This is a genomic window from Desulfovibrio sp. An276, assembly GCF_002159665.1.
GTDB classification, from domain to species: domain Bacteria; phylum Desulfobacterota; class Desulfovibrionia; order Desulfovibrionales; family Desulfovibrionaceae; genus Desulfovibrio; species Desulfovibrio faecigallinarum.
Genome location: NZ_NFJC01000001.1, coordinates 170,623 through 189,499, shown reverse-complemented (window position 1 = coordinate 189,499; position 18,877 = coordinate 170,623). Strand labels below are relative to the sequence as shown.

Annotated in this window: 12 protein-coding genes; 3 read left to right on the top strand and 9 right to left on the bottom strand. The window is 54.3% G+C overall.

What is annotated here, in order from left to right; genetic code table 11:
- Nucleotides 1-670: 670 nt before the first annotated feature.
- Entirely contained in the window at nucleotides 671-2,728 is a 2,058-nt protein-coding gene (gene acs, locus B5F76_RS00865; protein ID WP_087349722.1) for an acetate--CoA ligase, read from the top strand.
- A 226-nt stretch (nucleotides 2,729-2,954) separates the two neighbouring features.
- Entirely contained in the window at nucleotides 2,955-4,607 is a 1,653-nt protein-coding gene (locus B5F76_RS00860) for a hypothetical protein (RefSeq protein WP_144268351.1), read from the top strand.
- A 34-nt stretch (nucleotides 4,608-4,641) separates the two neighbouring features.
- On the opposite strand, the gene B5F76_RS00855 is transcribed toward B5F76_RS00860, so the two are convergent.
- Nucleotides 4,642-6,294 (bottom strand): hypothetical protein, encoded by a 1,653-nt coding sequence (locus B5F76_RS00855; protein ID WP_144268350.1) that lies wholly within the window; start codon nucleotides 6,292-6,294, stop codon nucleotides 4,642-4,644.
- Nucleotides 6,295-6,545: 251 nt separating this feature from the next.
- Here B5F76_RS00855 and B5F76_RS00850 point away from each other — a divergent pair, with 251 nt between their 5' ends.
- The gene (locus B5F76_RS00850; protein ID WP_087349716.1) at nucleotides 6,546-8,066 is read left to right on the top strand and encodes an NAD(P)/FAD-dependent oxidoreductase; all 1,521 of its coding nucleotides are present in this window, start codon (nucleotides 6,546-6,548) and stop codon (nucleotides 8,064-8,066) included.
- Between the two features lie 41 nt (nucleotides 8,067-8,107).
- On the opposite strand, the gene B5F76_RS00845 is transcribed toward B5F76_RS00850, so the two are convergent.
- The 8 genes from B5F76_RS00845 to B5F76_RS00810 all read right to left on the bottom strand — a co-directional run bounded on the left by B5F76_RS00845 (nucleotide 8,108) and on the right by B5F76_RS00810 (nucleotide 18,872).
- Nucleotides 8,108-8,902, bottom strand: coding sequence for a glycosyltransferase family 2 protein (locus tag B5F76_RS00845; protein WP_087349714.1), 795 nt, complete (start codon nucleotides 8,900-8,902; stop codon nucleotides 8,108-8,110).
- Between the two features lie 41 nt (nucleotides 8,903-8,943).
- Nucleotides 8,944-9,780, bottom strand: a complete 837-nt coding sequence (locus tag B5F76_RS00840) for a sugar phosphate isomerase/epimerase family protein (RefSeq protein WP_087349712.1) — start codon at nucleotides 9,778-9,780, stop codon at nucleotides 8,944-8,946.
- An 8-nt stretch (nucleotides 9,781-9,788) separates the two neighbouring features.
- Nucleotides 9,789-10,565: an NAD-dependent epimerase/dehydratase family protein gene (locus B5F76_RS00835; protein WP_087349710.1), complete on the bottom strand. Its 777-nt coding sequence runs from the start codon at nucleotides 10,563-10,565 to the stop codon at nucleotides 9,789-9,791.
- 63 nt (nucleotides 10,566-10,628) lie between these two features.
- Nucleotides 10,629-11,654, bottom strand: coding sequence for a hypothetical protein (locus B5F76_RS00830; protein ID WP_087349708.1), 1,026 nt, complete (start codon nucleotides 11,652-11,654; stop codon nucleotides 10,629-10,631).
- Nucleotides 11,655-11,703: 49 nt separating this feature from the next.
- Nucleotides 11,704-12,849: an FAD-dependent oxidoreductase gene (locus B5F76_RS00825; protein WP_087349706.1), complete on the bottom strand. Its 1,146-nt coding sequence runs from the start codon at nucleotides 12,847-12,849 to the stop codon at nucleotides 11,704-11,706.
- A 77-nt stretch (nucleotides 12,850-12,926) separates the two neighbouring features.
- Nucleotides 12,927-14,237, bottom strand: a complete 1,311-nt coding sequence (locus B5F76_RS00820; RefSeq protein ID WP_087349704.1) for a hypothetical protein — start codon at nucleotides 14,235-14,237, stop codon at nucleotides 12,927-12,929.
- A 22-nt stretch (nucleotides 14,238-14,259) separates the two neighbouring features.
- Nucleotides 14,260-15,240, bottom strand: coding sequence for a glycosyltransferase family 2 protein (locus B5F76_RS00815; protein ID WP_087349702.1), 981 nt, complete (start codon nucleotides 15,238-15,240; stop codon nucleotides 14,260-14,262).
- A gap of 155 nt (nucleotides 15,241-15,395) precedes the next feature.
- Nucleotides 15,396-18,872: an efflux RND transporter permease subunit gene (locus B5F76_RS00810; RefSeq protein ID WP_239406903.1), complete on the bottom strand. Its 3,477-nt coding sequence runs from the start codon at nucleotides 18,870-18,872 to the stop codon at nucleotides 15,396-15,398.
- Nucleotides 18,873-18,877 lie beyond the last annotated feature (5 nt).

Genomic DNA, 18,877 nt, shown 5'->3' with positions numbered 1-18,877 from the left:
TACGCATGGAAAAACTAGCACACGCAGGCCCTGTTTACAACAGCAAAAGAGGCCATTTGGGGAAGAAGCCGGCCAGGAAAGGGCATGTTTGCAAAGACTTGTGTTCCAGCTGGCATGGGCTCGGGAATGGGATGCCTTGCCCCTGCGCCTTGCCCGGGACTTCGTTGATACAGCATTGAGGCTTTGGGGCCACTGCTCTGGTCGTCCATCTCCAGTGCAGTAGGAAAGTGAAGCGTTATGCTCCATAATATTGATTGAACGTTCAATCTTTTGTTTTTCCAGCTTTTTTGGGTAGGGCGTCAAGAATTGCAATGGTGCTTTGCAAAAAAAAAGTGAAAAATTTTTGCCTCAGGACAAAATGAACGTTCAAACAGTGGATACAGTCTGGCTCCTCTCTTGCTAATTACGTACAATTACAGGGAAAATATTCTTCAAAAACAGCCTTTCGATACGTGAATTTTGGATCAAGAGGATGAAAGGCAGGAAAAAGGGTGCAAAATTGCGACTTGTTCCTGTTTCGCAGCCCGCATTTTGGAGCAGGAAACAGGAAAGTGACTTGACGAAACAGGGAAAAAGCCCTTAATCGCTAAAAATGGGCGAATGCCCGTTGTGCATCGTCCATAATCCTTCATTGGATTCCAGTATGACTGTCACGCGCAGGAGGAGAATCATGTCTCAGGAAAGCCGCAAAAACTCGCTGACTCAGCAGACGGGAAGCTATTTGCCACCCTTGCACGGCAAGGCTTCCGCATGGGTATGCGGCAGCGAAGAAGCCGAAGTGTTGTACAAGCAGGCCCTCGAGAACCCGGAAGAATTCTGGGCAGGACGTGCTTCGCAGCTACTGCACTGGTTCAAGCGCTGGGACAAGGTATTGGAAGCCGACGAGGAAAGGCACAAGTACCGCTGGTTCACAGGCGCAAAGCTCAACGCCTCCTTCAACTGCATCGACCGCCACATTCTCATTGGTCGCCGCAACAAGGCAGCCCTCATCTGGCAGGGCGAAAACGAAATGGACGTGCGCTGCTTCACCTACCAGATGCTCTACACCGAGGTCTGTCGTGTAGCCCACGCCTTGAGCTCCCTGCGCGTCCGCAAGGGCGATCGTGTGGCCCTCTACATGCCCATGATCCCGGAGCTCGTCATAGCCATGCTCGCCTGCGCACGTATCGGTGCCATCCACACAGCCATTTTCTCCGGCTATGCCGAGGGTGGCGTGCGCAGCCGTATCCAGGGCGCCAAGGCCAAGATCGTGATCACTGCCGACGCTGCCATTCGTGCCGGCAAGAAAAAGCCTCTCAAGGCCAATCTTGATCCCATCATCGAAAAGTGCCCCTCCGTCGCTCATGTGGTTGTCGTGAACCACGCCAACCTTGAAGACGTCAAGATGCAGCCCAACCGTGACATCTGGTGGCACGATTTGGTCGAGGACTTCACCCTGGACGTGGATTACCCTTGCGAGCGCATGAATTCCACGGATCCGCTCTTTTTGCTGCACACAAGCGGCAGCACCGGCAAGCCCACTGGTGTTCTGCACTCCACAGGCGGCTATCTCACCTATGCCGCCCACACCACTCAGTGGCTTTTTGACATGCACGACGACGACGTGCACTGGTGCACTGCAGACATAGGCTGGATCACTGGCCACACCTATGGCGTCTACGGCCCCCTGGCCCTTGGTGCCACTGTCCTCATGTTCGAGGGCGTGCCCACCTGGCCCAAGCCCGACCGCTACTGGCGCATAGTGGAAAAGTTCCGCGTGAACATCCTCTACACTGCCCCCACAGTCATCCGCTCCCTCATGCGCCTTGGCGAGGCCTGGTGCGAGCGCTACGATTTGCGCACCCTGCGCATCCTTGGTTCCGTTGGCGAGCCCATCAGCCCCGAGGTCTGGCAGTGGTACTACCGCAATATCGGTGACAGCGAACTGCCCATCGTGGACACGTGGTGGCAGACCGAGACCGGCGGCGCCATGATTGCGCCCCTGCCCTATGCCACACGCCTGAAGCCCGGTTCCGCCACAAGACCGCTGCCAGGCATTGACGCCACCGTCATGCGCGATTCCACCTCGCCCGACATGGACACAAGCGAGGATCGCCAGTCCGGCCACCTTGTCATTCGCAAGCCCTGGCCCGGCATCATGCTTGGCGTCTACAACGATGAGGCAAAGTACCAGTCCTACTTCAGTCGCTTTGGCTGCTACGAGTCCGGCGACGGTGCGGAAGTGGACGAGGACGGCTATTTCTGGATCCTGGGACGCATAGACGACAGTATCAACGTCTCCGGCCACAGGCTCTCCACTGCCGAAATCGAGGCCGTGCTTGCCTCCTGCGAGGAAGTGGGTGAGGCAGCCGTAGTGCCCATGCCCCATCCCTTGAAGGGCGAGGCCATCTACGTCTACATTGTCACCAGGGACGAGGTGCCGTGGACGGATTCCTTGCGCAAGAAGCTGGTGGAAACCGTTCGCCGCGACATTGGCGCCCTGGCAAGCCCGGAATACATCCAGTTTGTGGAAGCCCTGCCCAAGACCCATTCCGGCAAGGTCATACGCCGCATCCTGCGCAAGATAGCCGGCGGTGCGACCCTGGAGGATCTGGGTGAGCTCACCACTGTGGCAAGGCCCGAGGTTGTGCAGCACATCATCTTCGGTCACCAAAACATCTTGCTTGGCATGCATGAGTCCGCTTCCGTTGACGTGGAGCGCGACCACGATGAAAGGGCCAAAGAATAAGTCCAAACAGTTTTGAAGCCGATGCGGCCGCAAGGGGAATATCCCCTTGCGGCCGCATCTAGCTTTGTGGAGGGCGAAAAGAGCAAAAGCTGTTGACAAAGCGTGGGGATGGATTTCAGAGTAGCGCGAACCTCCGCTTCCCGGCTCCTTGTGCCACAAACATGGAAAGCCCTGGATGAACGGAGCAAGTGGAAACCGGCACTCGAGACAGATGCAGGAGCTTTTTTTGCGCACCATATCCTCCAGGCCTGGCATAGCGGATATCCTCTTTGCCTGCATGAGCCTCCTCTTCAGCCTTGCTGCCCTGAAGGGCACGCTGCAGCTCTCTCCCCTGGGCGCTGGCATAGACACGGATCTGCAAAACTATGCACAGATTCTTGAGGCTGCCAGGTATCCGGCAGCTTTTGCTGCCGACCCCATCGCGCGACTCTTTGTCCACGACCCTGGTGTCCCCAATCTTATGACGGATCTCGCAGGCCTTTTTTCTTCCAGTGCCAATGCGGCAGTGGCTATTCTAAAGGCAGGAGCCATTGCCATTTGGCTGCATCTGTTAAGCTGGTATGCACTGGGAAGGTTTCTTGGGATCCGGGCATCCCTTGCCGTCCTGCTGAGCCTTGCCTGCAGCATTACCTTTTACTGGGCCTATGGCACGTACTGGGGCGCTACCCAGGCAGAACCCATTCCCCGCGTCTTTTTCAACTCCTGCCTTGCTCTCTTCCTCGGCCTGGCCCTGCCGGCCCTGAAAAGCTATGGCATACGGCTTCTTTTGGCAGCACTGCTTGGGGCAAGCGTCTTTGTCCATTCCGTGAGTGCTCTCATGGCCGGGGCCATGTTCCTGACCTCTTTTTTGCTTTTGCCCTGCCAAAAGGATGGAGCACGTTTCAATTTTATACGACACTTGTTCCAGACCCTTGGGTGTACGCTGCTCTACCTTGTTCCCGTAGCCTGTTTCCTGCTCTGGCGTGTGCCCGTTGCCCAGCCAACGGGTGAAGACATGGCGCTTTTCGAACAGGTCTTTGCCTTGCGCTACTCCAACAACTGGCAGGACGTGTGGGGGAGTCTCTTTGCAGTTCTTGCACAGTACACGTATAAAATCCCCCTGTTCCCCCTGGGGCTGATAGCTCTCGTCCTTCTCTTTTGCAAAAGGCATCTTTTGCCCCGCAGGATGCAGGAGCTTCCAAAGCTTTTGCTTGTGCTTGTCCTGGGTATGGCAGCCGGCTGCATAGTCTGTTTTTTGGAGATGCAGCTCGCTGCATCTCTTGGGCGTCAATCAATGAGCCAGGAAATGTTGCGTGGCACGCGCTTTCTTGTCCCCTTGTGTCTTTTGAGTTTTGCCTGTGTTGTAAGCATTGCCTGGCGCAAGCTTCCTGGCCTTGTTGCATCTTGCGCTGTCGTTGCCGGTACCCTGGCGCTTTTTTCGCTCTCTCAGGACAGACAGGTCATGGCTGCCCGTTACTATCTGGCCTCGGTCTGTCACCTGGACGCTGAAGACGGTGCCTTGCGGGAACAGGAAAGAAACAGGCTTGAAGTGGACGCCATGCAGGCCATAGTTCGCCTTGTTCCGCAAAACGAGATCATTTTTGCCCCGGAAGACACCATGGCAGTGCGCTATATCGCCCGGCATCCCCTGCATGCAGTCCACAAGGATGGAAATGCCATCTACTACTCTCGCAATCCTGCCGTGGCGAGACAATGGCTGCATGAGCAGTCAAGACTTGCCGCAAGTCCCGACAGCGTCATCCCCGTCTGGATTGAGACGGACGCAAAATGGCTTCTGGTCCGCAAATCCGGACGGTTCTGGACTGCGCTGAACCAAGACATGACAGGTTTCCCTGTGGTGTACGACAATGCGGACTGGCAGCTCTTACGCAAGCCATAAGGGGAAATTGCCGTACTGTCCCAGAAGCTGGCAATCATCTTGCTTCAGTATCTCTGCAAAACAAGAGCCAGTCGCTGTTTTCGTACATTGGCGCAAGGCTGATTTCTGGCCCCCTCTGGGCAAGAGTGTGCTTGTGCACCAGCATCCACTTTGTGTTTGTGCTCTCCCATATGGAGGAGAGGCTGTCGTTTCTCGCAAAGGCCTCCTGTTCTCGCAGCCACTGCCAGGCAAGAGCGTAGTCCCTGGCGTAGTAAAGGATGATGCCGTCCTTGTGGACCGGGTGCAGGGGGTGACGTATCACATAGCGCACGGACAGAGTGTTGTCCGGTGAGTATATGGGCTCGCTCTTTGGAACAAGGCGCTTGATCGCCAAAAGCGCATCCAGCTCTGTTGTGTTGTCCCTGCGCATCTGTTCGGCAGCGCCCTGGGCCGGAAGATGCAGTGTCTGGCAGACGTAGTACCTTGCGGCAAGTACCATTCTGTCCGGGGAAAGGCAGAGGAGCACAAGCGTTGTGGAAAGAACCAGTGAGACACATAACCATCGGGGAAGCCTGCGCCAGAAAAGAAAGAGCGCGCAGGTTACTGCCACAAGGCAGACTGGTATGATGAACCTTGTTCCGCGCAGAATTTCCTGTCCCATGGACATGCGTCCAAGACGCGGGGCAAGAGCCATCTCAAATGAGCAGACAAGGCAGACTGCTGCGATGCCAACCAGCAGGAGAGGCAGGACAATTGCCAGCGGCCGGCAGCTTTCGGGAAGAGCCCTTTTTTTGAGAAAGAGGAAGAGCATGGATGTCAGGGCCAGGGGAATAACCGGTGTTGTGGTGGAAAACAGCAGGATTTGCTCAGTGAGGCTTCCCCAGACATTGCCCCAGTCATGCGCAAAACGGGCGGCAAAGATGGTGCGCACAAGATTGTAGGAACCGGGAAGTGGAGGCTCCAGGGTTACGCGCATGCCAAGAAAGGCCAGTATGGGCAAAGCAAGAAGCACAACGCACAAGAGTGTTGAGGCAAGGTGACGCAGGACATTGTTTCTCCATCCTCCGACAGGAAGAAGAAAGAAGAGTGTCAGGAACATGCCACCGCACATGAAGGCGCTTACAGAGTGAATGAAGACACCAAGGCCTGTAAGAAAGCAGCAAAGATACCTTGGCATACTCCTCTCAAGACCCCTGCAACTCAAAAGCAGCAAAAAGGCCCACAGGGCATTGAAGAAGATGCGGGGTACTGCTTCCTCGTGGGTTGCTCCCCAGTAGGTCCCGAAACACCAGTACCAGGTGATGCTGGAAAGAAGGGTCAGGAGAACGGCAAGACCTGCCCGTCCGAAGAGGACCCTGCCGCAGATGTACCAGCAAACAAGCTGCGCAAAGATGGCAAGCCCGCCGGCAAGGACAAGGGAGATGGCAGTGGTATCTGCCGGGAAAAGGCCAGCCAGCATGGTGAGCAGATTTGGAAGGCCTGGATCGTGGGGGAGGTAGTGGACCAGGGGATCTGCCGCGAAGGGCGCCGGGTTGTGGCTCACCTCAAGGACCTGGGCGTAGTTTTGCAAATCCGTGTTGATGCCGCAGCCCATGGGGCACAGAAGCAATATCCCCTGAACGGCAGCATAGGAGAAGAATGCGCAACAAAGGACTACGAGTAGATCTGTAGCCCAGACAGAATTTTTCCCGGAATACAAGTGCGTCACAAACTCTCTCCTGCTGAATGGCTGGCTTCCCCTCCTTGTACGAAGGGGGCAAGCAGCTCTTGGCACGTATGAGATCTCTTGGCAAGAAGCCGTGAACGCACAGCGTGCAAAATCACTGGACAATGTATAGCAAAAAAGAATAGAAATCAGCACCTTATATTTTTTATCTTATCCTGGTTATACCCCCCCCCGTTGTGAAATTTTACACAAATTGCATACGGGTGTGAGGTGGGCCAGGCCTGGAGATATGCATGACTCTCGACACAGGGAAACGCCATATTGTCATCGGAGCAGGCCCTGCTGGCCTGACGGCTGCCAAGAGCCTGCTTGCACAGGGCTGCACGAATGTTCTTGTCCTTGAGCAGGAAGACGTGGCTGGGGGAATTTCCAAGACCGTCTGCCACAATGGCAATCGCATAGACCTTGGAGGGCACAGATTCTTCTCCAAATCAGACGAGGTCATGCAGTGGTGGCAGTCCGTCTTGCCCATGGAAAGCGCTGCAATGGGGCAGGACGAAGAGGCTTTTCTTGTGCGCCACAGGCTCTCGCGCATATTGTATGAGCGGAAGTTCTTTGCCTATCCCGTGTCCTTGAGCATGGACACACTTGTGAAGCTTGGGCTTGTGCGCCTTGTGAAGATTGCTTTTTCCTACGCACTGGCCCGTCTGCATCCCGTCCGGCCGGAAAAGAGCCTTGAGGAGTTTTTTGTGAACCGCTTTGGGCGGGAGCTGTACCAGACCTTTTTCCGCGACTACACGCAAAAGGTGTGGGGCCTTCCCTGCAGCGAACTTTCCGCGGACTGGGGTGCGCAAAGAGTCAAGGGGCTCTCCGTCACGGCAGTTCTGGCCCATGCTATCAAAAGCATTGGCAAGAGCCTGCGCGGGAGGAGCAAGTCCGGTATTGCGCAAAAGGATGTGGAGACAAGCCTCATCGAATACTTCCTCTATCCCAAGCACGGCCCGGGATCTTTGTGGGAGACCGTGGCCCATGACGTAGAGCGCATGGGCGGCACAATTCTCTACAAGACCAAAGTGACTGGCCTCGAATACGCGGATAACCGCATTACAGGCGTTGCCGTCGCTCCTACTGCAGGCGGAAGAGGCGCAGAAGAGACAGTGTATCCTGCGGACGTAGTCATTTCGTCCATGCCCCTGCAGGAACTTGTGGCCGATGTGCGGGGCAGCGTGCCGGAAGACGTCCTTCATGTGGCAAGGGGGCTTGCCTATCGCGATTTCATGACCGTCGGCCTTGTCCTGCGCACAAGCGAGCGCCTGGCAAACCTCAAGGACAACTGGATCTATGTGCAGGAGCCTGATGTGCACATGGGCCGCATACAGATCTTCAACAACTGGAGCCCGTATCTCGCAAAGGACAGGCAGACGCTTTTGCTTGGCCTGGAATACTTTTGCAGCGAGGGAGACCGTTTCTGGACCATGGACGATCGGGATTTCATTGCCATGGCCGCAGGGGAGCTCGAAAAGATCGGTCTTGCCAGGAGGGAAGACGTTCTTGAGGCCTTTGTGGTGCGCGTGCCCAAGGCCTATCCTGCCTACTTTGGCAGCTACGAGAGGATCGATGTTTTGCAAAAGTGGCTGAACAGCGTGCAAAACCTCTATCCCGTGGGCAGAAACGGCATGCACAGGTACAACAACATGGATCACTCCATGCTTTCCGCCCTGCGCACTGTAGATTGTCTTGCCGGCAAGGGTGTTGCCAAGAATGATGTCTGGCAGGTCAATGCGGAAAAGGAGTACCACGAGGAGAAGGGGTAGGGCTGACGGTCAGTACCTCTTTGGTGCAAACCCCGCTTTGGTCAGGGATTGTAGCGTCCAAGGGCGTTTCTGAGCAGGATTTTCATAAGCTCTGCATTGCCCTTGAAGAAGCTTATCTTCGTCGGGACCTTGCCTTTCTTGGGATAGGCACGCGTGACAGGGATTTCACACGCCCTGTACCCGAGCTGTGTGGCGCGCACAGAAAGGTAGGCCAACAATTCGTACGTTGCAAAAACGTCTCTCAAGGGACGCACGCGTTCGTCCGACAGATACTCTGCCGAATAGCCCCTGAAGGCGTTCGTGGTATCGGTAAAGCGCTGCCTGGCTGTCAGGGAGATAATCGGTGCGTGGATGAGGCGGACAGCTATGGTGCGGACAAGGGGCGTATTGATGGCCCTGCCTCCGGCTACAAAGCGGGAGCCCTGCACGAAGGCATAGCCTTCCTGCAGCTTTGAGATGAATCTTGGCACATCCTCGATGCTGTCCTTGTTGTTGCCGTCAACGGTTATAATGCCCTTGTAGCCTCTTTTAAGTGCCCACCAGATTCCCATGCGCAGCTGGGCTCCCTGCTTTCCTGTGTCCCGCTTGACCAAAAGCGTGTTCACCCCAAGCAGTTGCAAGTTAGTAGCGTCCGTGCTTCCGTCCGTGGAGCCTCCGTCGCAGAGAACAATGTCGGCACGCTCTGCAACATGGTGTTCACGGGCCCTTTCAAGCTCCTTGATGATGCGCTCGCCCTCGTTGATGACAGGGATGAGTACGACATACTCACTTGTCTTTTCCCCGTACTCCTCGCACTCGAATCTTGGCACGCCCTTTTGCCGCTCATAAACAACCATTCTTCCCTCTCCCAAAGCATCATTGCACCACAGTTTCCGGCCTACAGGTAGTTCCGGCGCACAAGCCCCACAGCCTGCACAATGGCTTTTTCAATCAGGGAGGTTCTGTCTGCACCATCCCCTTTGGGTATCAGCATTTCAATGGTGACAATGGATGATGTTTGTCCCATGGCCTTTTTGAAGCTCTCCCCAATTTGCGCGTGGCTGACTCCGCTCTCTCCAAGGGGAGCAAGTTGTGGTTCGCTTATATGGATATGCCCAATCCAGTCCCTGACTTGTTCGATGGTCTCGGGGGACTCGTTGTTCATAAACATGGCCCCGGTATCCAGCTGCATACGGATGCCGGGATGATCGAGTTTTACGACAAAGTCGCAGGCATCCATGGTATTGGTCAGAAAATTTGCTCCGTATGCTTTGGGATTGGGCTCAAGACAAACCACGACGCCAAACTTTTGTGCGATGTCTCCAAGGCGCGTGAAGAAATCACGGGCCATGTCCATGGTCTGCTCATCCGTAAGGCCAGTGCGGTCGCGGTTCTTGGGGCTGCCGAACACAAGTCTTTTTGCCCCAAGGCCAGCTGCAATGCGGCAAATGTGACAAAGGCGTTCAAGCATGCGCTCCTGAACTTCTTCGGAACCAAACACATTGAGCCCCTGGGTGCCGAAAAGCAGGGACTGAAAGCCCGCCAAGGCAAAGCCCCGCTCTTCCCAAGACATTCGCACGGCAGCAATGTCCGCATCCGACGCCTCTTCCGGATTGGGGAAGTATTTTCCCGGGGCTATGTCTATGTGGTGGACGTCTAGGGATGCCAGTATCCCGGAAACCAGAACATCGTCTGTAGTATCCCAGGCGATATTGGAGATGGAGATCTGTGTCATGGAGCCCCCTATGCCTGCTTCATGTGCTTGGGTTCTGTCAGGGCGTATTCCCTGATTGCGGCAAGGGATGCTTCTGCGGAATACTGATAGTCCTTCCTGCCCCAGAAACCTGCATGCAGGGAACGGAAATCATAGCGTATGGCAGGGCGGGGAAGGGTGTTTTCAAAATCCAGTCCAAAGGCCTCTTTTGCCACTCGTGCGACGTTCAGGGGCTCCGCTGTCAGGTGGACAAGCTTGAGACCGTGCGCAAGGCATTTTTCAATATCGCTCCACAAGTGGACCATGGGGTAGAACTGGAAGACATCCCGCGCATTGATGTTGTGCACGTTGTTGTCGTTCAGAAAGTCAAAGACAATGTTTTTCCTGAGCCCCGGGCCTACAAGGCCCGGCAGTCTGACTGTGAGGGAATTTGCAAACTGCTTTTGCACAAACTGTTCCAGACGCCACCTGTTGTAGCCATAGGGATGCAGTCCCTCTGTTTCCACAGTATTGGTTTCATCAACAGAGACAGGTTTTCCAAAGACATCGACTGTGCTTATCAGCACGAATCTCTCAGCCTTAATGGATTCAAGACACGAGATGAGGCTGTCGATGCTTTTTGCATCCGTCAGGGGCTCCTTGTTTGCCAGCCATTTCTGGCCCGGGGCACCGGCACAGACAACGAGATCAAAGCTTTGTCCGACAATGTCCTGTATGTTGGTTGACCTGTAGAGATGCTCAAAGCTTGCTGCGTGCAGCAGCGTCTGACCAACAAAGCCGCTATAGCCAATCAATGCTGTCTTCATGTCCTCTCCTTCGGAGAACGTTAGCGTGTGGTGAAAGCCATCAATGCAATTCCAGCTGCAATTCTATCGATCCCGTCCGGTCTGGACCAGATTGACCTCGGAGTTGTCGCTTTCCTCAAGGACGTTGATCCTGTCCTGGTTGATCATGGTGAGGGAATTGCGTTCAAAGACAATGGCGTATTTTTCCCGATCGCGTATCTCTGTGAGAATTCTGCCCACATACTCGCTCAGGAACATCAGGATGACGAACTGCAAAAGGGAGAAAAACGAGATTATGAGCACAGTAGACGCCCAGCCTACGGCAACGTCGTCCTTGAAGAGACGCACGAGAAGCGCAAAGAGCGAGATCAGACAGGCTATTGTGGAGCCGACAAGTCCGAGCAATGATACAAGGCGCAAGGGGGCTACCGAATTGAAGACCATCAGGCGCATTGTTTCCTTTAAGCCCGAATAGAGTGTTTTTACAGCTGCCTGTCTCTTGGCTTCACCTGCCCCAAGCAGGGTGTAGGGCATTTCTCTGCAGGCGTAGCCGCTATTCTGGATCTGCATCGCAAGCTGCTGATAGTGCCTTCCTGTCTCCATCACTGCGTTGGCAGCGCGTCTGGAAAGGCAGCGGAAATGGGTGGCATTGTGCGGGAGCCTGTAGTCGATGCAGCGTAAAAGCCAGGATGCAAGCGGGCGCACAATTCTATACGGGAGCGTGCATGGGACATGCGCTGTTCCGACAACGACATCGTTCCCGTTCTTGCACAACTCAACCGCAGTACCAACTGTTTCCAGGGGATCGCAGTCCAGCCGCATCATGACAATGAAGTCCCCAATGGCGTTTTCCAGTCCTGCGGCAAAGGCTACGTCGTCATGAACATTGTCCGAAAGCTGGAGATAGCGGATGGACGGTACCTTCTGCAGCATGGCATCGAGGCCCTTCGAGCAGGAAGACTGTGCGTCCTTCTTCGCCACGATAAGCACTTCGTAGTCATTGTAGCGTTCCCCAAGGTAGGAGCACAGTTCAGGCAGTTTGCCAAGGGCCTTTGAGCATGCAGCATCTACCACAGTGATGACAGAAACAAAAGATTGACTTTTTTTCACCCCCCCCCCCTTATGATTTTGTATGTGCTTGTTTTGTCTTGCATATTCATCAGTTGATCCCAAAATGGGCATAGACTGCGTCAACGACATCGTAGATATTGTCTATCTTGCCGCCCATGATGCAGTGAAAACCATGAAGTCCATGGTCAAAGCGACAGAGGATGGGACGGGAATCGTCCACCTCGCTGCTGGGAAGTACGGTCTTGACCTCCCAGAGAGAGTCCAGGTAGCTGCAGTCCTCAAGGCAGGGAATGTACCTTGCTGCATCCTTGCGCATGTACTCCCAGGCCGTAAAGTGTCTGGTTTGAATCATGCGCGCATACGGATCCCTGTATGCCAAACCTTCAGTGTCATGCCACTCGAAATGGGGTGTGTAGCGCACGTGGCTGAAGGAATGGACCACGTGTCCCATGTGCTGCACGGCAGGGAAGGGCATCACGGAAAAGAATGGGCCACACATGATGGTAATGCCCAGATTGCGGATTTCTTCAGGGACGTCCACAAGGCACATTTCGGTTAGCTCGTGCTTGAGCGGAATGACCTCGAGACCGGACTGCGTGACTATGAAATTGATGCGCGAATAGGTGCAGTTGAACACATGGTTGGCCGCAAAAAGCTCTATATCGCCGCTCTTTGTTTTGGCCTCGACAATGAGTCTGACAGCCTTTGGGGGATCCGCATAGACCCTTTGCGCCTCGACATTCTTCAGTATGGTGACAGGGAGGGACGCGATCCTTGCCACAAGCATGTCGCGCAGCTTGTGCGCGTCAAAGGCAAATTCCCTGACTGCAAAGACCGCCTCGATGTGGCGGGGATTGAACAGTGAGACAACGCGCGAGGGAGCTGTATCAATCTCGGCTCCAATACGCTCGCAAAAGCGCCTGAACTGGTAGGCTGATACCTTGCTGAGCGGGTGTCCTATGCAATAGTACTTCTCAAAGTCCGAATCGATGCAGTCGGGAAATTCGGCAACAAATCTCGGGAAGGACACACGCGAGCGCAGGGCCGTCAGGACACTTCTGGGATAGTGGTAGCCATTGTGTACCCTGGCCTGATTGTTGTACGAGGCGCGCGTGAAAAGGTCAGAGGCAGCCTCGAGCAGTGTAATGTTCCACCCCTTCCGGGCCAGGGAAAGGGCCAGATAGAGCCCGTACTGACCACCGCCAAGCACTACAGCCGAGTTGGAGTTGTTCATAGTTTGCTATCCGGGATTGGCCATGCCAGCAGCCAGTATCTGTTCTGATACAAGCTCTGAAATGTCTTCAGCGCTGCCTACACCTGTATTCGTTCTTCTTTTGTTTTCAAAAAACTTGTCAGTATTAGCATTATTGCCAACACGCTGACTGCGAGATTTCTGTAGGTAAAGTACCCATGCATGTAGGCATGATTTTTTAAAACAGAATACCAAAAAACTGGCATAATCATGATAAGCAAATACAGAACAGCGTTTGAATTTTCTTTTAGGCTTGTTTTTCCGTATTTTCTAAACAGGATATAGAAAGAGCAAATTATAGCAAAAACAAACGAGATGAGAACTATGAGATCCATAGCATGGACTTGTTTGACAAGCACATCAAGAACATTGAAATGATCTGTCTTGTTGACTGAACTTGCCCTGATGAGCATGGCATTATAGGCATTGGCTATAATGTTCTCGTCTGTAACCAGAGTAGCCAAAACCCATTTCCCTGCCCACATTCCTGCGTATCCAATGCACCATGACCAGCCAAGGAAAACAATCTTTTTGACAGATTCAAATAGGGGAATAGAGTCTTTTTCATCTCTCAGACACATGTAGGTGAGTAATGGTATGCCCAATGTAATCAGAGGGAATGTCAGCAAATCCAGGTATGAAGTAACAATTCCTATACAGGTGAAAAATATTCCACAAAACGGGAGGTTTTCTCTTCCTTTAGCAAGTTTATAAACTATGTAGTTCAGGGCAGCAAAAGTGATTATCGTGCATGTGGAAAACTGCATACACATCGTTGTGCACAGCGGATTCATGAATACCCAGCATATCACGAAAGCAGGAACAAGTTCTATTTTGTGCAGCTTGATGAGCCCTACGCAGAACAGGGCAAACAATCCAAGCTGAATGACAGTATTGATGGATCTGATATGACCGTAATGCAGGCCTGGGCAGGCAAGGAGAGGTTTCAGGATAGAGGCATATCCATGCCAGTATCTGGCATATGAAATGACATTTTGGCTATCAGCAGAAGTACTGTTTATCTCATTGTTTTTGCTGTAGGCATGATACAGTGTTTGCGCAGGATTTTTTCCAGAATAGCCAATGCGATTGTTCAGCAATGATGCGACATATGAAGGTTCTGTATTATTGTATCCGGATGTCAAAAGCATCAGGGCATCGGTAAACAGATCCAACTGGGTTGACCCATAGAATGTGAACCTTGGATAGGTTTCCTTGAAGTAGCGAGCAGAATTTTCTATATTGTCGTTTATTCTTGCTGTGGGAATTGAATAGGCAGCAGTCAATAAAATCCAGCCAGCAAGTATGCCGAGAACAACAAGACATACTTGTTTTATTGTAGTATTCTTCAAATTGTATGAAGTTTCCATGCTCTGTCCCATAGTTTTTTTGTTAGACTGATTCAAGGCTGTCAGTTGCTGCTGTTGAAGTATGCTGCTTGAGCTCCATATGGAGCATATTCAGCAGTATCTCAAGATTCTGGCGTTGCCCAAGATAGATACGTTCCATAATGAGGCCTGCGCAGAAGCTCAGCATGGCCATGCTCATGCTCAGGCCGGATACAATGAGGGTGGGAAGCCTTGGGACAAGACCTGTGACAAGATATTCTCCAAAAACCGGAACAAAGAGTACGAGGGAAAGCAGGGCCAGAAAGCAGGCAGCGATCCCGAAAACCTTGAAAGGCCGGTAGTCGCGGTACATCCTGAATATGGTTTTGAGCACCTTGAAGCCGTCACGATAGGTGCTGAGCTTGGATGTGCTTCCTTCTGGGCGATCGCGATACGGAACGGGACAGGAGCGTATTCTGAACCTGTTTTCAAGGGCAAAGATGGTCAGTTCGGTCTCAAGCTCGAAGCCCGGGCTCATGACAGGATAGGCCTTGGCAAAGAGTGGTGACAGAGCCCGCATGCCGGTCATGACATCGTTGATGTCCCTGCCTCCCTGCCTGTGCCACAGGGAACGGATAAAGCGCCGTACTATGACATTGCCCGAATTGTGGAAGGGCCTCTTGTTTTCCGTGAAATAGGTCGAGGACAGCCTGTCCCCTATGACCATATCGCATTCACCCTTCAATATGGGGTCACAAAGTGCCCTGGCACATTCTGCCGGGTAGGTATCGTCGCCATCGACCATGATATAGCAGCGGGCGTCGATATCCCTCAGCATGGAACGAACCACATTGCCCTTGCCCTGTCTCGGTTCGTGGCGCACAATCGCACCGGCTTCGGCAGCAAGTGCCGCTGTGTTGTCGCTGGAATTGTTGTCGTAAACGTAGATGGTTGCTTCGGGCAGATGCGTTTTGAAGTCGCGAACGACCTTGGCAATGGTCTGCGCCTCGTTAAAGCAGGGTATAAGGACGGCTATTGTATCCATGGGTATATCTCGAAAAGAGTGCTGATGCGTGCTTTGACTCAGGATCCTTCTTCTCCCAATCCATTTTGTCTGTCCTGTTCACAGGGAAAAGGCAAAAGGATGCGACATGGAATGCAAGGGAATGCCTGTTCAGCCCCCGAGACAGAAAGTCTTCTCTATCCCCTGCCCTTCAGGGCAACAAGCAGACGTGCCTTGCGCTCGCCATGCTTTCTTGCAAGCCTGCGCAAGAGATACTTGTGGCGCATGTTGTCCAGGGTGAGGAAGATGACTGGTGTCGTGTAGAGGGTGAGCAGCTGGCTTACAGCAAGGCCGCCCACGATGGCAATACCCAATGGCTGGCGAAGCTCCGCACCATCCCCCTGACCCAATGCCAGGGGCACAGCACCCAGCATGGCCGCAAAGGTTGTCATCATGATGGGCCGAAAACGCAGCCTGCAGGCTGTGAGGATGGCGTCCATGGACTTCATCTTCCCCTCGCGCTCTGCCGTGAGCGCAAAGTCGATCATGAGGATGGCGTTTTTCTTGACAAGGCCGCAGAGCAAAAGCACGCCTATAAGGGCTATGATGCTGAACTCCTTGCCAAAGAGCATGAGCGCAATAAGTGCTCCTCCGCCTGCTGGCGGCAGGGTTGAGAGAATGGTCAAGGGATGGATGAGGCTTTCATAGAGTATGCCAAGGACCACGTAGAGCACTGCAATGGCTGTGAGGATCAGGATGAGCTCGTTAGCCACAGTCTCGCTGTAGAGCTTTGCCGTGCCCTGGAAGGAGCCTATGACTGTATTGGGTATGCCCACCTGGACGGACTTTTCCTCTATGATGCGCTGCGCATCCGAAAGCGAGTAGCCTGCTGCCAGGTTGAAGGAAATCGTAATTGCCGCAAACTGCCCCTGGTGGGAGACCGAAAGGGAGCTGAAGCCTGCACCTACCTCGGCAACGCTTGCAAGGGGCACAAGGCCGTCTCTACCCGGCAGGCGCACCACTTCAAGCTGCGAAGGCGACTGCCACCATTCCTCGTTGAAGCCCAGGACCACCTTGTACTGGTTTTTGTCCTTGTAGATGGTGCTGATCTGGCTTTGTCCGTAGGCAAGGCCAAGGGCATTGTCAAAGTCCCGCATGCTGACGCCAAGGCGCGCCATGACGTCGCGGTTGGAGGTGAGCATGGTCTCAAGGCCCCGCTCCTCGAGGTCCGAGTCCACGTCCTTGATGATGGGGTTGTCGGAAAGGGCCTGCACAAGCTTGCGGCTCAATGCGCGCAGCTCTCCTATGTTGTCTCCCTGCAGGGTATACTGGTACTGGCTTCTGGAAGAACGGCCTCCCATTTGCAGGTCCTGGGCAGGCTGCAGAAAAACCTGAACACCAGGCTCACCCATAAGTCTTGGCCTTAGTCTGTCAATGACAGCCTGGGCCGAGACCTTGCGCTCCTTCAAGGGCTTTAGTGTTATGAACATGCCCGAACTTCCCCTGCCTCCGCTATAGTGGGAAGAGACCATGTCCACAGCCGGATCCTGGCGTATGGTTGCCTGTATGCGCCTAAGCTTCTCGCTTCCTGCCTGGAAGGAGAGGCTCTGGTCCATGCGTATGCCCCCCATGATGACACCTGTATCCTGCTGCGGAAAAAAGCCCTTGGGAATGACAATGTAGAGCCAGACGTTGGCCGCAAGGACTAGGAAGAAGACAAAGAGCGTGATCCTTGGGTGCCGCACCACCACAGTGAGGCTTGCAGCGTATTTGTCGCGCAACCCGTCCAGCATGCGGCTCCACAGATCGAGCAGCCTTTTCCAGCACCTTGCCACAAAATCAAGAAGGCCTCCCCTGTCAGCCCGAACGAGCCGTGCGCTCAAAACCTCCTCCCTGCTTTTCAGCATGGTTGCGCACATCATGGGCGTTGTGGTGAGCGAGATGACCATGGAGATGAGCACTGCCACCGAGAGGACAACGGCAAATTCCCTGAAGATGCTGCCAAGGATGCCTGGCATGAGCAGAATGGGGATGAAGACTGCCACAAGGGAGAGTGTCATGGAGACAATGGTAAAGCCCACCTCGCGCGAGCCGTTCAGGGCCGCGCGCAGGGGCGTTTCCCCCTTTTCCAGCCTGCGCACTATGTTTTCCAGAACGACTATGGCGTCGTCCACCACAAAGCCCGTGGCAATGGTTAGGGCCATGAGGGAGAGATTGTCCAGGGTGTAGCCAAGGACGTACATGACCGCAAAGGTCCCGATGAGGGAGACGGGGGCTGCTACTGCCGGTATGGACGTTGCCCTGTTGTTGCGCAAGAAGAGGAAGACCACCAAAATGACCAGGATCATGGAGAGCACAAGGCTCAGCTCCACCTCCGCCAGGGAGGAGCGGATGGTGATGGATCTGTCCATGGTCACGTCCATGGTCACGGCTTCTGTCACCCACTGGCGCATGCCCGGCACCATGGCCTTTATGCGATCCACTGTCTCTATGATGTTGGCGCCCTGGGCCTTGAAGATCATGAGCAGGACTGCGGGCTTGTTGTTGAAGATGGCCATGGAGCGCACATCCTGCGGCCCACCCTGAATGGTTGCCACATCCTTCAGGCGCACCACACCCCTGTCGGAGGATTTCAGGATGAGCTCCCCGTAGTCCTTGGGATCGTCCAGCTGATCGTTGACCCCCACAAGCCAGTAGTGGTTGCCGTTTTCAACCAGGCCCCTGGGCATGAAGACGTTTGAGTTGCGTATGCATTGCTGCACGTCCGCCATGGTGAGATTATTGCGGAAAAGGGCCTGCGGGTTCACGTCCACCCTGATGCTTGGAAGCGCACCGCCTCCCAGATTGACCTCGCCCACACCTGGCACCTGGGCTATCTTTTGTGCCAGCACACTCTGGGCCATGTCGTACATCTGGTAGTTCGAGATGGTCTCCGAAGTGAGTGCCAGGACCAGGATGGGCGCACCTGCAGGGTTCACCTTGCGGTAGGTGGGGTTGGAGGGCATGGTGGGCAGCGTGGACCTTGCCGCATTGATGGCTGCCTGCACGTCGCGGGCAGCGCCATTGATGTCGCGGTCGAGTTCGAACTGCAAAATGACATTGCTTGACCCCTGCGAGCTTCTTGAGGTCATCTCTGTAATGCCCGCAATGCGCCCCAGTGCCCTCTCAAGAGGTGTTGCAACCGTTGTTGCCATGATCTCCGGGCTTGCGCCAGGAAGGCGCGCGCGGACAACGACCACCGGAAAGTCCATTTCCGGCAATGGCGCCACTGGCAGGGTTGTGAAGGCAATGCTTCCTGCAAGGGCTATGGCTATGGTCAGAAGTGTTGTCGCAACAGGGCGCCGTATAAAGGGGGCTGAAATGTTGAAGGGCACGTACTTTGGCCCAATGCGCCTTTTTCTGCCTGCCTCTTCCCCTGTATCCTGGGCATCCTGTGCGTCCAGCGCATTTTTTGTATCCCAGGCTTCACTATCCCCGGAAAGGCACCCTGCAGCCTCTCCCTTCCTGGTCCCTTTTGTCTTGTCTTCGGGCATGGGGTGAGAGGCTTCGGGATTTTCCGAAGCCAAATGGTCCGAGTCCGGGTGATCCGAAGCCACAGGACGCCCAAGGTCAACGACCCGATCCTCTTTCTTGCCCCCGAAGAGTCCGGCAAGCCTTTTCAAAAGCGACCACATACGTC